Genomic DNA, 18,677 nt, shown 5'->3' with positions numbered 1-18,677 from the left:
AAGATTTCGAAGCTGTATGCACCGAACGGCTGTAAAAGCGCATTGTATTGAATTTAAAATTATCAAAATAAAGCACATGAAAATTTCATTTAAATTGTTGTGTTGTTCACTTTTCTTTTTAGCAATTACCGGCATTTCATATGCCCAGAGCCTAAATACTGGAAAGTATAACATCATTCCATATCCTGCAGTTATTGTACCAGGGCAGGGCACGTTTACCATTAACAGGCAAACAGTATTGGATATCGGCCCCGGAGCTGCTGTTTTTGTTAACGAGCAACTGTTTTTAAAACAAATGGTGGGCAGCTATTTGGGCAGTGGTTCGCTCGCTATTAAAAAGGGCGCATTACAAAATGCCATTATATTAAAATATGATCCGTCAATAACCGAACCCGAAGGTTACAGCATTACTGTAACGCCCAACTCGGTAACACTATCTGCCAAAAAACCGGCAGGGATGTTTTATGCAATAGAAACCTTACGCCAGTTGATTCCGGCGGAAGTGGAAAAGGGTAGAGGCAGCAAATTGTTTGTGCCAGTTGTATCTATACAAGATAAGCCCGCATTTGCCTGGCGCGGAATGATGCTTGATGTTTCGCGGCATTTTTTTTCTGTGACTTACCTGAAAAAATATGTCGACCTGATGGCGCTTTATAAAATCAATAAGCTGCATCTGCATTTAACCGATGATCAGGGTTGGCGTATTGAAATAAAAAGATACCCGCGCTTAACCTCAGAAAGCGGCTGGCGTACCTATGACAGGAATGACAGTGCCTGCATAAAAAAAGTAGCGGAAACAGGAAACACCGATTTTAATTTGGATCAGGAACATATTATACAAAAGGATGGTAAAACGCTTTACGGGGGTTTTTATACCCAAGAAGAAATGAAAGCGTTTATTCGCTATGCGGCAAATAAGCATGTGGAGGTTATTCCCGAAATAGATGTGCCAGGCCACATGATGGCAGCTATTAGGGTTTATCCCGAACTTACCTGCGATACTGGTTTGAACCCGGCTAACAGTTTTTCAAAACCAATTTGTCTTTGCAAAGAAAACGTACTTGAGTTTGCAAAGAATGTATTCACCGAAATAGCTGCGCTCTTCCCGTCAAAATATATTCATATCGGCGGTGACGAGGTTGAGAAAAGCAGTTGGGAGAAATCGCCCATTGCTCAGGAGTTTATGAAAGCTAAAGGTTTTCAGAACATGGACCAGGTGCAAAGCTACTTCACAGATTATATGAAAAAGTTTTTTGAATCGAAGGGGAAAACCCTGATAGGATGGGATGAGATCATAGATGGAGGCATTGATTCATCGGCAGTAGTAATGTTTTGGCGGCCATGGGCCAAGGATGCGCCTTATAATGGTACCAAAAATCATAACAAAGTCGTGATGTCGCCTGATGGTCCTTTATATTTCGATGCGGTACCTGATAACCATGGCCTGCCAGCCGTGTATAAATATGATCCTTTTGATGCTACGTACAGGCTGGACAATGAACAGCAGGGCAGAATATTGGGTGTACAGGCCAATTTATGGTCGGAAATGGTTCCTTCTGAAAAGCGGGCGGACTACCTCACAATGCCAAGAATGACCGCACTTGCCGAATTGGGATGGACACATAAACAATTGTATGAATCATATCTGCAACGGTATAATGCGCATTATGAACGGTTGGACAATCTTAAAATAAATTATCAACTGCCATTTCTCAATAATCTTGTAGGAAATAATGTATTTGTTGGTAAAACATCCTTTTTCACGGCGTCGCCATTAAGCCGCTTTATAATACATTATACTATCGACGGAACATTACCCACCATGTCGTCGGCAATATTGAGTCAACCGGTTGATATTGATCACTCATTGGTTCTTAAACTGGCACTTTTTACACCTGATGGCCGCCGCGGCGACTTATATACATTGAATTTTGAATCACAGCAATATGCGCCTGCAGATAATCCGGGTAACCTGGCAGAAGGACTTAACGCAGGTTTTTATAAGGGGCAGTTTAATAAAACTACCAACATAAAAGCAACTGCCGACAGCTTATTTCGTTCTGATTTGATCGGTGTTCCCAAATCGGTAGCTGTGCCCGCGTTCGGGCTTAAATTCAATGGGTACATTGATGTTCCTTCAAACGGCGTATATACTTTTTACTTAAACTGCGATGACGGCGGATTACTTCGTATCGGCGATAAAGTGACCGTAGATAATGATGGGCTGCACAGTGAAAGGGAGAAAGGCGGAGAGGTTGCCTTAATGAAGGGCTTGCATAAGTTTTCTCTTGATTTTATACAGGGTGGCGGTGGTTATTTGTTGGATTTGAAATACAGCATAAATAACAGTGAGCCTAAAAATATTCCCGCATCATGGTTAAAGGCCCCGGCTAACTGATAGCACCGGGTATATATTTCACAATATTACACCGTTTTTAAAGCCGCATCAAAAATGAATGATGCGGCTTTTGTGTTTGATGTAACCGGGAGGGATTTTACGGGTTGAATCAGATGATCAGTTTGAGTTTCATTTTAATAAGGGCGGGATGTCAAAATGTATAAAAAATAGCGCTTTTTGTCGGGTTGAAGCTGTTGGCTCGGACGATATATTTGAATAGAGATTTTATATGCTCAACTATTGATAAACTTGTTTAATTCAGCCATAAATTTCCAGATACAACTTTATATGAGATCCTTGTTCCTGATCATTTTATTCTTTGTGCCCGTTCTTGTTAAAGCCCAGTCAAGTATAACACCTCAAAATTTGCAATGTGAATATCTTGTTGAACCAGAAGGGATAGACGAGCCAATGCCCCGGCTAAGCTGGAATGTTGCAGCTATGCATCCTGATAAATTTAAACAGCGGCAAACCGCATATCATATTGTTGTAGGGTTGGCAAATACTAATGGCGGAGAGGAAAATGTATGGGATTCGGGATGGGTTAAATCGTCAGAAAATCAAAATATCAGGTATGCCGGAAAGCCGCTTGAGTCGGATAGAGATTATGTTTGGAAAGTTAGTGTAAAAGATGAAGCAGGTGTAGTATCCGCCTGGAGTATCGGGCGTTGGAGTACAGGGTTATTTAAACACGCCGAATGGTCGGCAAAGTGGATAGGCGCGGCAGAAGTTTATGATCCTAAACAGGTAGACTGTAACGTGTCTGATCCATGGTTGCGCAAAACAGTAGAGTTAAAGGAGCAGCCAAAAAGGGCCGTTATGTTTATAGCATCTGTTGGTTATCATGAGCTTTACGTTAACGGAAATAAAATTGGAAAAAATGTACTGGCACCCTGCGTAAGCGATTTCAGTAAACGCACCCGCTACTTAGCTTATGACATTTCAAACGAGTTAAAGCCCGGTAAAAATGAGATAGCCATTTGGTTAGGTACATCATGGTCGATATTTTCCTCATATGCTACGGATGACAAACCCCGGGCACCAATTGTTATAGCCCAGGCAGATGTGTATGATAATAAGAAAAATGCACCCCTGTTGCGAATAATAACAGATAAAAGCTGGAAAACGCACCCGAGTCCAAACAAACTTTTAGGTAACTGGAGTTTCGGTCATATGGGCGGCGAAATCTGGGATGCAAACCAGGAAATTCCCAACTGGAATCAGCTTGATTGCGATGAAAGTAGCTGGAAGCAGGCAACCGAATACCTGCCAAGGTTAATGCTTACCGCTCAAATGGTGGAGCCTAATCGTTTATTTGGTGAAGTGCACCCGGTAGCAATTGAAAAGCAAACTGATGGCTCCTATCGTGTAGATATGGGTGTAAATTTTGCCGGCTGGACGGAACTCAAATTGAAAGGGGAACCGAGCAAACGAATAGATATGTTGTTTTCAGAACGCGAAAAAGACGAAATAACCTTTCAAATCCATAATGCCTTTATCCCCGGAAAAACCGGTGAGGGTATTTTTAAAAACCATTTTAATTATAGTTCGGGTAGATGGATAACCATCAGGGGATTAAGCAAAGCCCTTGAACTTTCAGATATCCGGGGATGGAACATTCATACAAATTACCAATCGGGTACCAGTTTTAAATGTTCAGATTCGCTGCAAAACTGGATTTACAGCAAAATAAGATGGAATTTTGAAAACCTCAGTATAGGAGGCTATGTGGTTGACTGTTCATCGCGTGAGCGGCTTGGTTATGGCGATGCAGATGCTTTTGCCGAGACGGGGATGTTTAATTACAGATTAGGCGCTCTTTATACCAAATGGCTGGAGGATTGGCGAGATGTTCAGGGCGCACGCGATATGGACCCGTTAAACTATGGCGGAAACGCTGATGACGGGATTTTACCTCATACTGCGCCAACTTACCAGGGTGGGGGCGGACCTGGCTGGGGAGGTATGTGTATCATGTATCCATGGTTGGTTTACCAGCACGAGGGCGATAAACGAATCCTGGAAAAGAACTTTATTACCATGAAACGTTGGCTGGCTTTCCTGGATTCACATACACAAAAAGATAACCTGATGATACGTTTTGGCGGACAGTGGGACTTTTTAGGCGACTGGTTGTGGCCAAATGCGCTTGCCGAAGGTATGAATAATGATAAGCCGCAAAATATTTGTTTCAATAATTGCTACAGGGTATACAATTTACGCACCGCCGCAAAGATAGCCCGGTTGTTGGGTAAAACCGCAGAGGCCAAAGAGTGGGAACAAAAGGCAACTGTATCTGCAAAAGCTATACATGAAAAATATTATAACGCTGCCGATCATAGTTATTCAGATGCTTCAATGGGAAATATGGCAGCTGCGCTGTTTGCAGAAATACCACCACCGGCACTGCGGGACACCGTAATGAAACGCCTTGAAAAAGAGATATTGATTGTCCGAAAAGGACATATTCATGTTGGTATTACCGCCGGTGCTCTTTTATTTAAGGTGTTACGGGATGCCGGTCGTGATGATTTGATATATTCGATGACTTCTCAAACCGATTATCCTGGATGGGGCTATATGAAGGCTAACGGCGCTACCAGCCTTTGGGAAATGTGGGAGAAAAACCTGCCAGGGCACTCTCTCCTGCACAGTTCATTTCTTTATCCAGGTGCCTGGTATATAGATGGTGTCGCCGGGATAAAACTGGATCCCGGATATCCCGGATTTAAAAAATTCATCATTAAGCCTCCCCATTTAAAAGAATCACAGCTTTCTTCGGCCGAAGCTGTATTTAACTCGCCTGAAGGTATCATCAAAAGTGCCTGGGTACGAAAAAAAGGAAATTTAATTATGGATGTTACTGTACCACCCAATACATCAGCAACCTTATATTTTCCTGCTGATAAGGGTGCAAATATTCGGGTATCGTCGCCGTTTGCAGTCAGATCAGGATCGAAAAACGGGTATGAAATTTATATCCTTCCGGCGGGGAAATATGTATTCTCAGGTAAGGAACGATTGTGATTTTAGCTTAAATTGTGAAACCTGCAATAACTTATTTTAACTGATGAGTTGATGCTGTTTTGTGTGGTTGCTATTACAACCCTGTAAACATATTTGGCGAATTACAAATTGGATTGTGTTGGGCTCATAAATTAAGTTCAATATTCAACTGAAGAATAGAGTTGAATGCATTCATAAAACATTGCTCCGATAGCATCCTCATAAACGTAGGCAGTCCCAATATTTTGCGACTGCCTGCTTTTATTATTTACTGTGTCAAACCAGTTTAATTTTCATTTTCATAGAACTTGTTTAAGAAGCCGGACGCTAAACTGAAAACATAGTTAATGGCTTAGCTAACATAAAAAATTAAACAATTAGGATATTGGAGCTGAGTGATTGTTAATTCATTTATAGATAGGGAATTATATTTTAAATTGTTTGTTTTTAATTGATAAAGAAGTTACATTTAATTAAAGATTATAAACATTTTAGGAATACTTTATAGCCATTCTAAAAGCCCGTCCAAAATAATCCCATTATAAGAAGTTTACTTGAAGCCTTGGCTATAATCAAAAAATGAAAAGGTATGGGAGATTTTAAAAAAAAGAGGGTTGAACGGGATAAATCGCGCGATATCACGATAAGGGAGTTGTTTTTAAAGACACTATCAGATGTTCACATCATTAAGTTTTCTGCTGTTTCTTCGCTTAGCAGTATTGCCGCCAAGGTAGAACGTACAGATTGTAAATTACTCGTTCTTCAATTGGGCGCAGTCATGAACGGTCAAATATTGAGATTAAAACTCATTGCATCCCTGTTGGCAAATAACAGTATTATTTTGGAGCCGCATCCAATGCCCTTAGATGGTATAGTAGGTTATCTCAGAGCAGGGGATTTGGAAGGATCGGTTGCAAAGGATGCTATTATTTTGTCGAGATTTCTGGCAATCACCTGCATTGAAATTTCATCTTTTAAGTTGTTGATCAAGCTGGCCCCAACCTTGAAAACCAAAATGATATCTCACCATCTTAAAGTCTGCTTAACGGAGGCTACAACCGAAAAGACAATTTTGGAAGCCAGGCTATCGGCCTTTATCTGAAATTATAATAAAATTATTGATGAGAAATATCTCGCGGAGTTCACTGAATAAACCCCGTTTTGAAAGTTGACGGTAAATTGATTTAGATGAATAAAATGCAGATGCAGTCAACGCGGTTTTGGCCTTGTTTATAACTTGCAGGTAGTACTGCAGGTAAAAAACAATACTCTTAAAATTACCCCTGTTTATTAAGAATTTTACCCCCTGTATTTATTTGGATAATGGCAATTTTGCATGAATTAATAAACTGATTCCATGCGTTGCAGGAGCCAATTTGAACCGGTATCAAGATATAAAATAATGCTTAGGTGATTTCGCTGCTATAATGCCGCGCCCGCATATCCAAGTTAACTTAGGTTATACAATTCATGTCGGCACATATAAATAAACAGCTCAAATACCACGCAGCAATTGTATTTTGCTAACATTGCCTGCCAATATCCAAACATTATCTATTAATTTTTTACAACAGTGATAATCAAAAATGTAATCCCGCTTTTAGTCTTATTGTTTTTGGGTGTTAACGAATGCAGCTACGCACAAAAAGTAAAATCTCTGGTTCCTGATAAGCCGTCTGCAGCAACCGATTATTTTAACACCTGGAACATTCAGGGTTATGTATGCAGTTACTCTTCTACAGAAGCAACGCGGCAGGCATTAAATGAAAGCAACCTGTTTGGCGACAGCACTTATCAGGGATGGATAAAATTTTATCCAAAAATCAGGAAGGACCTGATTTTTGTTATGGACGATTCGTGGGACATTCCGAAATCCGAAAATTCGGGTAAAAGCAAATACATCGGCTTAGACGAATTGGATGAAAGCAGATTCCCTTCATTTACAGGCAATGCGGAAGAAAGACTTACCAAATTTGTTAAGGCCGTAAAAGCAGCAGGTTGGAAAGGTGCCGGCGGCTGGATAAGTGCACAGAAGGCTGGTATCAGCCAGTTAAGCCCCGAAGCTTACTGGAAGATAAGAATGCAAGCTGCCAACAAAGCCGATTTTGCTTATTTGAAAGTAGACTGGGGAAGGCAGGAGCATAACGCAGAGTGGAGGGGAATGTTAACCCGGTTAGGGAAAACTTATGCACCGCATTTAACTATCGAACATGCAATAACCAAAGAGTCTTTGAGCTTTGCCGATGTTTACAGAACGTATGATGTTCAAAATGTAATTGCTCAGCCAGTTACCATACAACGGATTGCTGATCTTATATCATACGGCTCAAAACTTAATACAAATACCATAATAAATTGCGAAGATGAGCCATACATTGCCGCCGGTTTGGGATGTGCAATAGGAGTGATGCGGCATCCTTTCAAAGGTGATCTTCCGGATGGAAAGCGTGATTTTGCATTTCCTCCTGTTGGCAGGGACATAAAATTACGGGTAGATGAAGTGGTTCGCGGAGTACGCTGGCATCGTATAGCAATACCGTTTAAAGTAGGATCAAAGGATTTTTATATAGATAATATTGCGTTGCAGGATACCTGGGTGGTTGGGTTCAGGGACACCTGGGGAGATGCTAAGGTTGGCAATACTTTGAAAGCTGCTGCCCCGGCCAGGATAAGCCGTGGTTTACCACCCGCGGTTATCGAAGAAAAATCCGGTGATCAACCATTTGTTTTATCGTCGAGATATCCCAATGGTGCCATTGCAATTGCCACAATTGGCCGCGCATTGAACCGTAGTTATATCACCAGGCGGGTTAGTGTAGTTCAACAAATTCCAGGGCTAGCTAAGCCCATAGGCATATTTGGCGATTATCAGTCATTGACTTTCATTCTTCCTAACGCGATTGGCCATGGGTACAAGTTTTGGGCACAGGACCTTGCAGGTGATACGCCTGTTGATATAACTAAGCGAATCACTGTTAGCGGTAATAAAATTATTCTGTCCGGAGATATTATCAGAGAGGTTGGGCTTTCGGCAAAGACCGCGGGAGATCTGTCAGATCCTGGTTTGGTTTTAGTTTGCAAACCTATAAAGCATTAAAAATGCAATTAGCTGTAAGGTAATGGTTATATGTAGAATTTATCTTTTATCAGTTAAATATCTTAAAATTAGCTAATCTGCATGCTCTGAAAACAGGCCAGCTACTATACAGTGGTGTATTGGGTTCTGCATTAATATTTGTAAATATTAGGAGTTTAGCTGGGGTGTAATGTTTCCATTTTAGCCGGTTGCCTCAAAATTTAGTTGTATTATTGTATACCAATTAAACCTTTTACAACAGGTAGCTTATTTAAAGAGAACTGCTATTGGGGATGAGATTTTTAACGAGCCTGCTATTTTCCTTTTTTATTTGCTTTACAACGGTAACTGCACAACATGTATCGTTTCAATCCTTAACTGTTGATGATGGATTATCGCAAAATTCGGTACTGGCAATAACGCAGGATAGCCGCGGCTTTATATGGTTTGGTACCGAAAGAGGGCTCAATCGTTACGACACCCGCACGTTCAAAACTTATAATGTTAATAAACAGGATAAAAATGGTATTTCTTCAGGATATATAAGGGCGCTGCTGAGCGATAGGAAAGGAAACTTATGGGTTGGCACCAGTAACGGGTTGGATTTGTATAACCCGAAAACTGATGACTTTACGCATATTTTGTTTAAAAATGGGCGGGACAGTATCTACAATTCGCTGGTAAATGATATTTACCAGGATAGGCAGGGAAATATATGGGTATGTAACTGGAACGGCTTAGGATTGATATCAAAAAAAGCGCCATACCGATGTGTAAGGGTTGCAATGCCCGATAGTTTGAATGGGCCTTTTAAAGCTGTTTACCAGGATCATAACGGGGCCTACTGGATAGGCTCATCAGATGGGCTGATTAAAATGGAGCGTAGTGGGGACGGATATGTTTTTAAAATATATCGTTCGGAAAAAGGTAAGCCCAATACTATCAGCGATAATAACGTAACCGCTTTTACGGAAGATGCTCAGCATAACTTATGGATAGGTACCTTACACGGTGGTGTAAACATTCTTAAAATTTCCACAGGTACGTTTACACAGTTTTCGCATTACAACAGTATTAACGATCCTCTTAACAACAACATCCGTATCCTTAGGCAGGATGGGGCCGGCAAGATTTGGGTAGGCACCCAATGGGGCATCAGTATCATCGACCCGCAAACAAGGAAACTGGTATCTTACCGGCACGATCCGGAAGATAAAAACAGTTTGAGCCAAAATTCCGTCTACAGTATTTTTATTGATAAAAGTAATTCGGTTTGGATTGGCACCTATTTTGGCGGCGTTAATATGGCATCGGCCTATAATACCGCTTTTCAGACAGACCGCTACCACGCTGTTATCAATAATAACGTAGTCAGCGCCATTACTGAGGATCAGAAACACAATCTGTGGATAGGCACCGAAGGGGCCGGTTTATACAATTATAGCCGTGCCAGTGATTTGGTTAACAGTTATCAAAACAGTTTACATGACCCTGCATCGCTGGGTGCTAACCTTATCAAAAAAGTTTATTGTGATAGGAGCCAAAATATCTGGGTAGGTACACATGGCGGCGGTTTGAATGTACTTGCAGCGGGTGGCAAACGTTTTACCCGATACCTGTATAAGGATAATGATAAAGTAACGCTCACCTCTGAGGTACTTTCAATATTTGAAGATTCGCGGAACAATTTCTGGGTTGGTACCGGAACAGGTTTGCTGTTGTTTAAAAGGAGTAACACTGAATTGCAACCGGTAAAGATACCATTGCTCGATAAGATAAAATGGAAAGCGATACATGCTCTCTTAGAAGATCATCAGCATAACTTATGGGTTGGTACAGACAACGGTTTATTTGAACTTGATCCCGAAAGGCAAACCATCCGTGGGTTTACCACGGCCGACGGCCTGAGTGCAAATTATGTTAATTGTATTCACGAAGACGGTGATAAGCGTTTGTGGGTAGGTATGTATTACGCAGGGTTGGCTTCGTTTAATGCCCCGGCAGGACGCTTTGAATGTTATACAGAAAAAAATGGCCTGGTCAATAATAATGTATTGGGAATTTTAGATGATGAGCACGATAATCTCTGGATCTCGACAGGTAATGGCTTATCGCGCTTTAACATAAAAAGCACTGCCTTTAAAAATTATAGCAGACGCGATGGCCTGGGAGGTAATACTTTTAACATAAACTCCTGTTATAAAACTGCTGCCGGCGAGATGCTTTTTGGTGGTTTGTATGGTATAACCAGTTTTTTTCCTTCACAGATAATTGATAACAACATCCCACCGCCGGTGATGATAACCGAGCTTAAATTAAACGATCAACCGGTGGGTATCAACCAGGCCGATAAAATACTTAAGCAAGATATCAGCCTTACAAAAAGTCTTATATTTTCGCACTCGCAGAATGTTTTTACCATCAATTTTGCTGCGCTTAACTATATCAAACCAGAAAAGAATAAATATGCTTACAAGCTTAATGGCTTTGATAAGGAATGGGTTTACACAGATATCCCGACTGTAAACTATACAAACCTGCCATCTGGGTCGTATACATTTTACGCAAAAGGTTCTAATAACGACCATGTTTGGGGAAAAGCTACTGTATTGGAGATAAAAGTTTTACCCCCTTTTTGGCAAACGGGATGGGCTTATGTATTATATGTTTTACTGGCTGGTGGAATTGTGTTTTTCATAGCACGCTTCTTTATCCTGCAATCTTTGCTGAAGAGGGATAAAGAGCTTACCCAGTTGAAGCTTAGCTTTTTTACCAATATCTCTCATGAGATCCGTACCCATCTCTCCCTTATTTTCGGGCCGCTTGAAAAGTTGTTGATCAACAATTTGCATGACGAAAGCCAAAAGAATCAATTGCAGATCATCAAAAAAAATTCAAACAGCCTGCTTCATCTGGTTAACGAACTGATGGATTTCAGAAAGGCCGAAACCGGCAACCTGAAATTGCATATAGGACAGCATGACCTGGTGGCGTTTTTGCACGAAATACAATCTTCTTTTTTTGATAGCTTTTTATCACGAAACATCAGTTCGGGCTTCACGTGCCAGGCAGAGGGGATTTTACTGTATTTTGATAAAGAGCAATTAGAGAAAGTATTCTTCAACCTTATCTTCAACGCCTGCAAGTATACAGATGATCACGGATTCATCGATATTACTGTAGATGAGCAAACGGATTTGGTGAAGATTTCAATAACCGATAATGGCCATGGTATTGCCCCGCATAATTTAAAGAACCTGTTCAAAAACTATTTCCAGGAGAATGACCATGGTAAACAAAATACGGGCTACGGTATTGGGCTGGCTTTATCAAAGAGCATCGTTGATCTGCATAAGGGAGTTATTTCGGTTGAAAGTGATTTATCAGCTAATGGTAATCGTACTGTTTTTTCGGTAACGTTAAAGAAAGGCTGTTCGCATTTTCAGGAGAAGTATATAGGCAATGGGGGGTTTAACAATAGCACCCCCGTTAGGAAAGAACCATTTGCTGCGGTTTTCCCTGATTCGCAAAACGCTGTTGAGCCGTTGAATAACATTGTAAGCCGCACTTTTGAAAACACTATCCTGGTAATTGAAGATAATGCCGATGTGTGCGCACTTATCTGCGAACAGCTACAAGGAGCGTACAATATTATTGCATGCAAAAACGGATTTGAAGGCTTACAAAGTGCTGTTGAAAAAATACCGGATGTGATTATTAGTGATGTAATGATGCCCGAAATGGACGGAATTACACTTTGCAGTAAATTAAAGGCCGACGAACGGACCTGTCATATCCCATTTATTTTACTTACAGCACGTTCAACTACCGACAACCAGGTTGAAGGTTTTGACAGCGGCGCTGATGTATATATCACAAAGCCATTTAGCATGCAGGCTCTTGCATTGCAAGTAAATAACCTGCTTCGTTTGCGCACCAAGCTGCATGAAAGATTTTCGGCACAGTTGAGACTACCGGGGACATTAACGGAAGTTGACGCGGAAAATAAACCAAAAACCATAAAATCAACAGCTGGATCTGCCGATGCAATGGACGATCCGTTTATGCGAAAGATGATCAGGTTGATACATGACAATATCGATTCAGATGACCTGAACGTGCCGTTTCTCTCTTCCGAGATGGGTATGAGTCAGCCGGTGTTGTACAAAAAGCTTTATGCGCTTTCAGGTACTACGGTAAATGAACTTATTAAAAATATTCGTTTGCAGAAGGCAATGGAATTACTTCAGGAAAACGACAGGTCGGTTTTTGAAGTTGCATACATGGTGGGTTTTAACGACAGAAAGTATTTCAGCAAAGAATTCAAGAAACAATTTGGTAAAGCACCAAATGAGTTTCTGCAGAGCAATATTCGCAAATAGTGTCAGATCCCGCAATTTGTTTCAAATATTAGCCAAAATATGGCAATAAGGGCTTTTTTTTAGAAAATTACCCTCAATCATTGCGAAAATTACCCCTTTTATTGGTTTCGATATCGGCAGTTTTGTCTCAACGGCGAACTCATCCCAGCTACCGCCGCTGCCAGTTACAAATCAATATTCAATGAATAAATCTATACTGAGGTCACTCTTTTCATTACTTTTTATAACTGCAATGCCTTTGTTTTCACTGGCAACGTTACACATAGCCAATCCGGAAGATGGCAGAGAAGTAATTAACTTAAACAAAGGATGGCAATTTTATTTTGCTTATGACGTACGGCAACATCCCGATATTATCGATGTAACGCTTCCGCATACCTGGAATGCCAGTGAGGCTTTTTCAAAAAATCTTACTTACAAACGAGAAACAGGAATATATACCAAAAAAATTCCGGCCTCCAGGAATTGGGATAACAAGCGGGTATTTCTGTACTTTGAAGGGGCCAATTCTGTAGCTACTGTGTTGGTCAACAAGCATTTTGTTACAACACATAAAGGCGGCTATACGGCTTTTTGTGTTGAGGTAACACACCTTATAAAACCCGGGCAAAATAACACTGTCGAAGTGCAGGTAAGCAATGCCTCCCGCCCTGATGTGCTGCCGTTATGTGGCGATTTCAATGTTTATGGTGGTATTCACCGGCCGGTATCACTCATCGTTACTGATAAAGATTGCATCACACCGCTGGATTATGCTTCGTCTGGCATTTATATAACGCAGCGCCGGGTGTCGGAAGCCTCGGCTGATTTAGATATTACCACCAAATTATCGCTTACCAATAAATCAGCATTTAAGATCAAAACCGAAGTATTGGATAGTGCCGGTAAGATAATAGTGTCTTCGTTAAATACAGTTAGTGATACCTCAAAGTGTGCTCAATCGCTTACAATAAAGAGGCCAATACTTTGGAATGGTTTACAGCATCCCTATTTATATCGGGTTAAGGTGCAGTTGATGCGCAATAACATGGTGATCGATCAGATTGAGCAGCCTCTTGGCCTAAGATACTTTAAAGTAACTGCTGATAAGGGTTTCTTTCTGAATGGCAGATACCTCGATCTGCATGGTTTTGGGCTTCATGAGGATGCCGAAGGTATAGGCTCAGCTTATACACCTGTTAACTACCGCACAGATATTGCCCTGGCACGTGAAGCAGGTGCTACTGCATTACGGTTAACGCATTACCCTCATGGGCAATATCTCTATAATCTTTGTGATAGCACAGGTTTAGTGCTTTGGTCCGAGATTCCGTTTGTTGGCCCCGGCGGGTACACTGGCTCTGGTTATATCAAAAACGGCGATTTGGAAAGCCAGGCCCGGCAGGTACTTACGGAAATGATCCGGCAAAACTACAATCATCCATCTATTTGTTTCTGGGGACTTTTTAATGAACTTAAACTTGACAGCGATGACCCCATCCCATTTCTGAAGGAGTTAAGGGCCCAGGTGCAAAAGGAAGACCCTACAAGACTTACTACCTGTGCCACATTTCTGGATAACGAAAAATTAAATACTATTACTGATGTAATTGCCTGGAACCGGTATTTCGGTTGGTATGGCGGCGACTTTAAAGAGATGGGTACCTGGGCCGATAAAGTGCACCGGTTGTATCCGCAAATGTGCTTTGGTATCAGCGAATATGGAGCAGGGGCAAGTCCGTACAAACACACCGAGCAATTGTCAAGACCCAATCCTGAGGGGCGCTTTCATCCCGAAGCATGGCAAGCCTTTTATCATGAGCAAAACTGGCGCGAACTTAATGAACGCCCTTTTGTATGGGCCAAGTTTGTATGGTGCCTTGCAGATTTCGGTTCGTCAATCCGCACCGAAGGCGATAGTACCGGTATGAACGATAAAGGGCTCGTTACTTATAACCGTAAGCTGCGTAAAGATGCTTTCTATTTCTATAAAGCCAACTGGAGTAATCAGCCTGTATTATACATCACCGATAGGCGAAACACCCAACGCAGCAAACCCACTACTGATATTAAGGCTTATGCTACCTACAAAACGGTGAATTTGTTTGTGAACGGTAAACTCGTGTCAGAGCCAGCAAAACCTGATGCCTATCACGTTGTGCAATGGAAAGATGTGCCTTTGCAAAAGGGTGTTAATAACATAGTGATCAAAGCCGGTGAGAGAGGCAAGCTTGTAAGCGACTCATGCAAATGGGTAATGGCAGAATAATGCTGAAATAATGCTTTAAAGGGTAATTATTAAAAATTATACCCCTAAATCTTAAGGATTTTGCCCCGGGACGCTGCATTGTTAATTAGAAATTAGTGATATCCAATTACCAGATTATGACCAATATACAAATAGCCAAAATCGATCCGGGCTAAAAACAGCAGACTGTTTAACAGCCGGCCGGCCCGGTACAAGGTACCCGAAAGCTTGCCAATTTAAAAACCAATCAACCAAGTATAAAGCTTAAACTTATTAAAATGGATCATTTTTACTTATGGGATCAGCCGCGTTTTGTTACGGTTGTATTAAGAAAAATTGTCGCAAAGGCAACTATCGTCTTTGTTTCATTATTGCTGCTCACATTTACGGCATCAGCTCAATCAAAAAAGATATCCGGTACAGTTACCGATAGCAAGGGGCAAACCTTACCTGGCGTGAGCGTTGCTATTAAAAACACTGCTAATGGCACAGTTACCAATGCATTGGGTGCTTACACCATTACCGTGCCTAATAATGATGCCGTACTGATATTTACATTTGTGGGTCTTGCAACGCAGGAGAAACCGGTAGGGACCGCAACTACCATTAATGTTACACTTGCCGACCAAAACAATAGCCTGGGCGATGTTGTGGTTGTGGGTTATGGTGTTCAAAAGAAAGTAAATGTTATTGGGTCCGTTGCTACGGTAAGTGCAAAGGATCTGGAAAATCGTCCGGTAACAAACGTGTCATCAGCTTTGACTGGTTTAAGTGCCGGTGTGCAGGTTCAGCAAACTTCCGCCAATCCGTCGGGCGATGGTGCAACCATCCGTATCAGGGGCTTGGGGACGCTCAACAACAACGGGGCCTTAGTGATCATTGATGGGATACAAGGCACGTTAGATGCCGTAAATCCAATGGATATTGAAAGCATCTCTATACTAAAGGATGCTGCTGCATCTTCAATTTACGGTTCACTGGCAGCCAATGGGGTAATATTGGTTACCACCAAAAAAGGTGCAAAGAACAAAACCAACGTTTCCTATTCGGCAATAGTGTCTCAAACAAGGCCAAATGGTTTGCCATCTTTTGTATCTGACTATGTGCGTCATATGCAATTGGTTAACGAAGGGTACAGAAATCTCGGGCAAACACCTATCTACACAGATGCTACCATTGCTCAGTGGCAGCAGGCCGACGCCGATCCGAACGGGCTTAATGCTATTGGTGTACCCAACCATATCGCTTATCCTAACACTGATTGGGCAAAAGTTATTTTTAAAAATAACATACTGCAAAATCATAACATAACGCTAAACGGGGGTAATGATAACACGCAGTACCTGATTTCGGCTGGCTATCTGTACAACCCCGGCGTTATGCCAAACACGGGTGCCAACAAATACCAACTCAGGATAAATCTGCAATCGAAAGTAAATAAGTTCCTCACTGTTGGCACGCAAACATTTGGTTCACAGCAAAATTTTAGCCCGGGTAATACCGGAGATGCTTTTAATTTCCTTTATCAAACCACGCCGGGTGTTTACCCGCTGTACAATGGCAAGTATGGTTTCCCTTCAGCTCCCGAAGAATCGGCGACAGCCAATAACATTTTGAGCTTCCTTAATTCAAACGGTGGTACTAACCAGGTTAACCGCTTAAATACTACGGTATTTGCCAATGCAGATCTGTACAAAGGCCTTACGCTTGAGCTGAAAGCTAATTATCAGACACGGTCGCAGGAAGATAATAAATTCAGTGTTCCTTTTGAGAAATGGAACCTGGCAACCAACCAGCTTAAAACAACCAGTGCAGCGCCAAATGTACTCACCACATATTATGATTTTAATAAAGATTACCTGGTAACGCTTGACGCAACGTTAAAGTATAATACCACTATTGCTAAAGATCATAGCGTAGCAGCCTTGTTTGGTTATGATCAATATTATTATAAATACTACAATTTTAATGCTACCAAGCAGGGATTGATAGACCCAACTATTACTACACTTAATTCGGCAACTACACCCATTGCCGCAACCGGCGACGCTTATGACTATGCATTGCGGTCATTTTTTGGTCGTTTAAATTATGATTTTAAACAGCGTTATCTGATTGAAGCCGTGTTTCGTTATGATGGTTCGTCAAAATTTGCAGGCGGAAACCGATGGGGATTTTTTCCTGCTGTAGCAGCCGGCTGGCGTATTTCAGAAGAGCCATTTATGAAAAATGCAGATAAATACATCAGCAACCTGAAATTACGCGCATCATGGGGCCAAACCGGTAACAATGCCTCTGCCGGGAATTATGACTACCAGGCAAGTTATGGCACTGTAGCCTATTCATTCAATGGTGCCGTAGTTAATGGGCTGGCGTCTACAAAATTTGCTAACCCTAATCTTCATTGGGAAACTACCACGACAACTAACCTGGGCCTTAGCGGATCTTTATTTCATGATGCGCTGAATTTTGAGGCCGACGTTTATCGAAAATATACTGACGGGATCTTATTTGTTCCTACCATCCCGATTACGGTTGGTACGGCCAGTGCCGCAACACAAAATATCGCAGCGGTAAATAATAAAGGTATCGAATTATCTCTTAATTATCAGGGTAAAGCAGGGGGTTTTAATTACAGCGTATCTGGCAATATCGCTTACAATTTTAACCGCGTGCAAACCTACAAAGGTGGGTTACAGGAGGGATATGTGACTGATGCAAGCGGCAGTCAAGCTTATGCCTCAAACATAGGTCTTGTTTCAAGCGGAGGCAGTACCCGTATCATTGAAGGACATATCATTAACGAATATTATCTTAATCCTGTTTACAAAGGCAATGGCGGCTATTTTAATGGCGATGGCTCTGTAAATAAAAATGGCGGGCCAAAAGATGGTATGATCCGCACTCCACAGGATATGGCATGGTTGAATGCTATGGTGGCTGCGGGCTACAAGTTTTTACCTGCCAATGGTGTTAGCAAAACCCAGATCTATTACGGCGATCTGATCTACGGAGACACCAATGGCGACGGTATTTATGGTAACAGCTTTGATGCTAAATTCACAAACAAATCGTCGCTGCCAAAGTACAATGCAGGATTTCAATTAAACATGTCATACAAAGGCTTTGATGCACAAATGATATGGGCTGGCAGCTTTGGTATGTATTATTACTGGAATGCAAACGGTTATACCAATTCTATTGTACAGCTTGGTTATGCGGTTAATAACATAGTTGCTAATGATCATTATTATTATAACGAGGCCAATCCTTCCGATCCGGCGAATAATATCAATGCTCATTATCCTCGCCTGAAAAATACATCCGACCCACAAAACGCAGGCATGGCAAGCGATTTTTACCTGTACAACGCATCTTATGCCAAACTTAAAAATGCGCAGCTGGGTTATACGCTGCCCAAGAGGTGGACACAAAAACTGGCCCTTAGCAAAGTTAGGGTCTTTATTGAAGGTGAAAACCTGATCACCATTACCAGTTATCCGGGGCTTGATCCGGAAATTGGTGCAGGCATAGGATACCCAACCATGCGTCAGTATTCTGTTGGAATTAACGCTTCGTTTTAATCAT

At 41.6% G+C, this 18,677-nt stretch carries 7 protein-coding genes; all 7 read left to right on the top strand.

What is annotated here, in order from left to right; translation table 11 throughout:
- Positions 1-76 precede the first annotated feature (76 nt).
- A complete protein-coding gene (locus tag MTO98_RS22865) occupies positions 77-2,398 on the top strand; it encodes a family 20 glycosylhydrolase (protein ID WP_243481300.1) in 2,322 nt (773 codons plus the stop codon).
- A gap of 288 nt (positions 2,399-2,686) precedes the next feature.
- Positions 2,687-5,425 carry a family 78 glycoside hydrolase catalytic domain gene (locus tag MTO98_RS22860; RefSeq protein ID WP_243481299.1) on the top strand — a complete coding sequence of 913 codons (2,739 nt, stop codon included), beginning with the start codon at positions 2,687-2,689 and terminating at the stop codon, positions 5,423-5,425.
- 568 nt (positions 5,426-5,993) lie between these two features.
- Positions 5,994-6,506, top strand: a complete 513-nt coding sequence (locus MTO98_RS22855; RefSeq protein WP_243481298.1) for a DUF892 family protein — start codon at positions 5,994-5,996, stop codon at positions 6,504-6,506.
- Between the two features lie 471 nt (positions 6,507-6,977).
- A complete protein-coding gene (locus tag MTO98_RS22850) occupies positions 6,978-8,501 on the top strand; it encodes a hypothetical protein (RefSeq protein WP_243481297.1) in 1,524 nt (507 codons plus the stop codon).
- Positions 8,502-8,773: 272 nt separating this feature from the next.
- A complete protein-coding gene (locus tag MTO98_RS22845; protein WP_243481296.1) occupies positions 8,774-12,862 on the top strand; it encodes a hybrid sensor histidine kinase/response regulator transcription factor in 4,089 nt (1,362 codons plus the stop codon).
- 181 nt (positions 12,863-13,043) lie between these two features.
- Entirely contained in the window at positions 13,044-15,110 is a 2,067-nt protein-coding gene (locus MTO98_RS22840) for a glycoside hydrolase family 2 protein (protein ID WP_243481295.1), read from the top strand.
- 257 nt (positions 15,111-15,367) lie between these two features.
- Positions 15,368-18,673 (top strand): TonB-dependent receptor, encoded by a 3,306-nt coding sequence (locus MTO98_RS22835; protein ID WP_243481294.1) that lies wholly within the window; start codon positions 15,368-15,370, stop codon positions 18,671-18,673.
- Positions 18,674-18,677: the final 4 nt, after the last annotated feature.

This window comes from Mucilaginibacter sp. SMC90, assembly GCF_022811725.1.
In the GTDB taxonomy this organism is placed as follows: domain Bacteria; phylum Bacteroidota; class Bacteroidia; order Sphingobacteriales; family Sphingobacteriaceae; genus Mucilaginibacter.
The sequence above is the reverse complement of the archived record's forward strand: the minus strand, read 5'-3'. Positions and strand labels throughout refer to the sequence as shown.

What these genes read in the sequence shown, in the direction of transcription:
- MTO98_RS22865 (WP_243481300.1), top strand. Translation starts at nt 77, where the DNA reads ATGAAAATTTCATTTAAATTGTTGTGTTGTTCACTTTTCTTTTTAGCA.
- MTO98_RS22860 (WP_243481299.1), top strand. Translation starts at nt 2,687, where the DNA reads ATGAGATCCTTGTTCCTGATCATTTTATTCTTTGTGCCCGTTCTTGTT.
- MTO98_RS22840 (WP_243481295.1), top strand. Translation starts at nt 13,044, where the DNA reads ATGAATAAATCTATACTGAGGTCACTCTTTTCATTACTTTTTATAACT.
- MTO98_RS22855 (WP_243481298.1), top strand. Translation starts at nt 5,994, where the DNA reads ATGGGAGATTTTAAAAAAAAGAGGGTTGAACGGGATAAATCGCGCGAT.
- MTO98_RS22845 (WP_243481296.1), top strand. Translation starts at nt 8,774, where the DNA reads ATGAGATTTTTAACGAGCCTGCTATTTTCCTTTTTTATTTGCTTTACA.
- MTO98_RS22835 (WP_243481294.1), top strand. Translation starts at nt 15,368, where the DNA reads ATGGATCATTTTTACTTATGGGATCAGCCGCGTTTTGTTACGGTTGTA.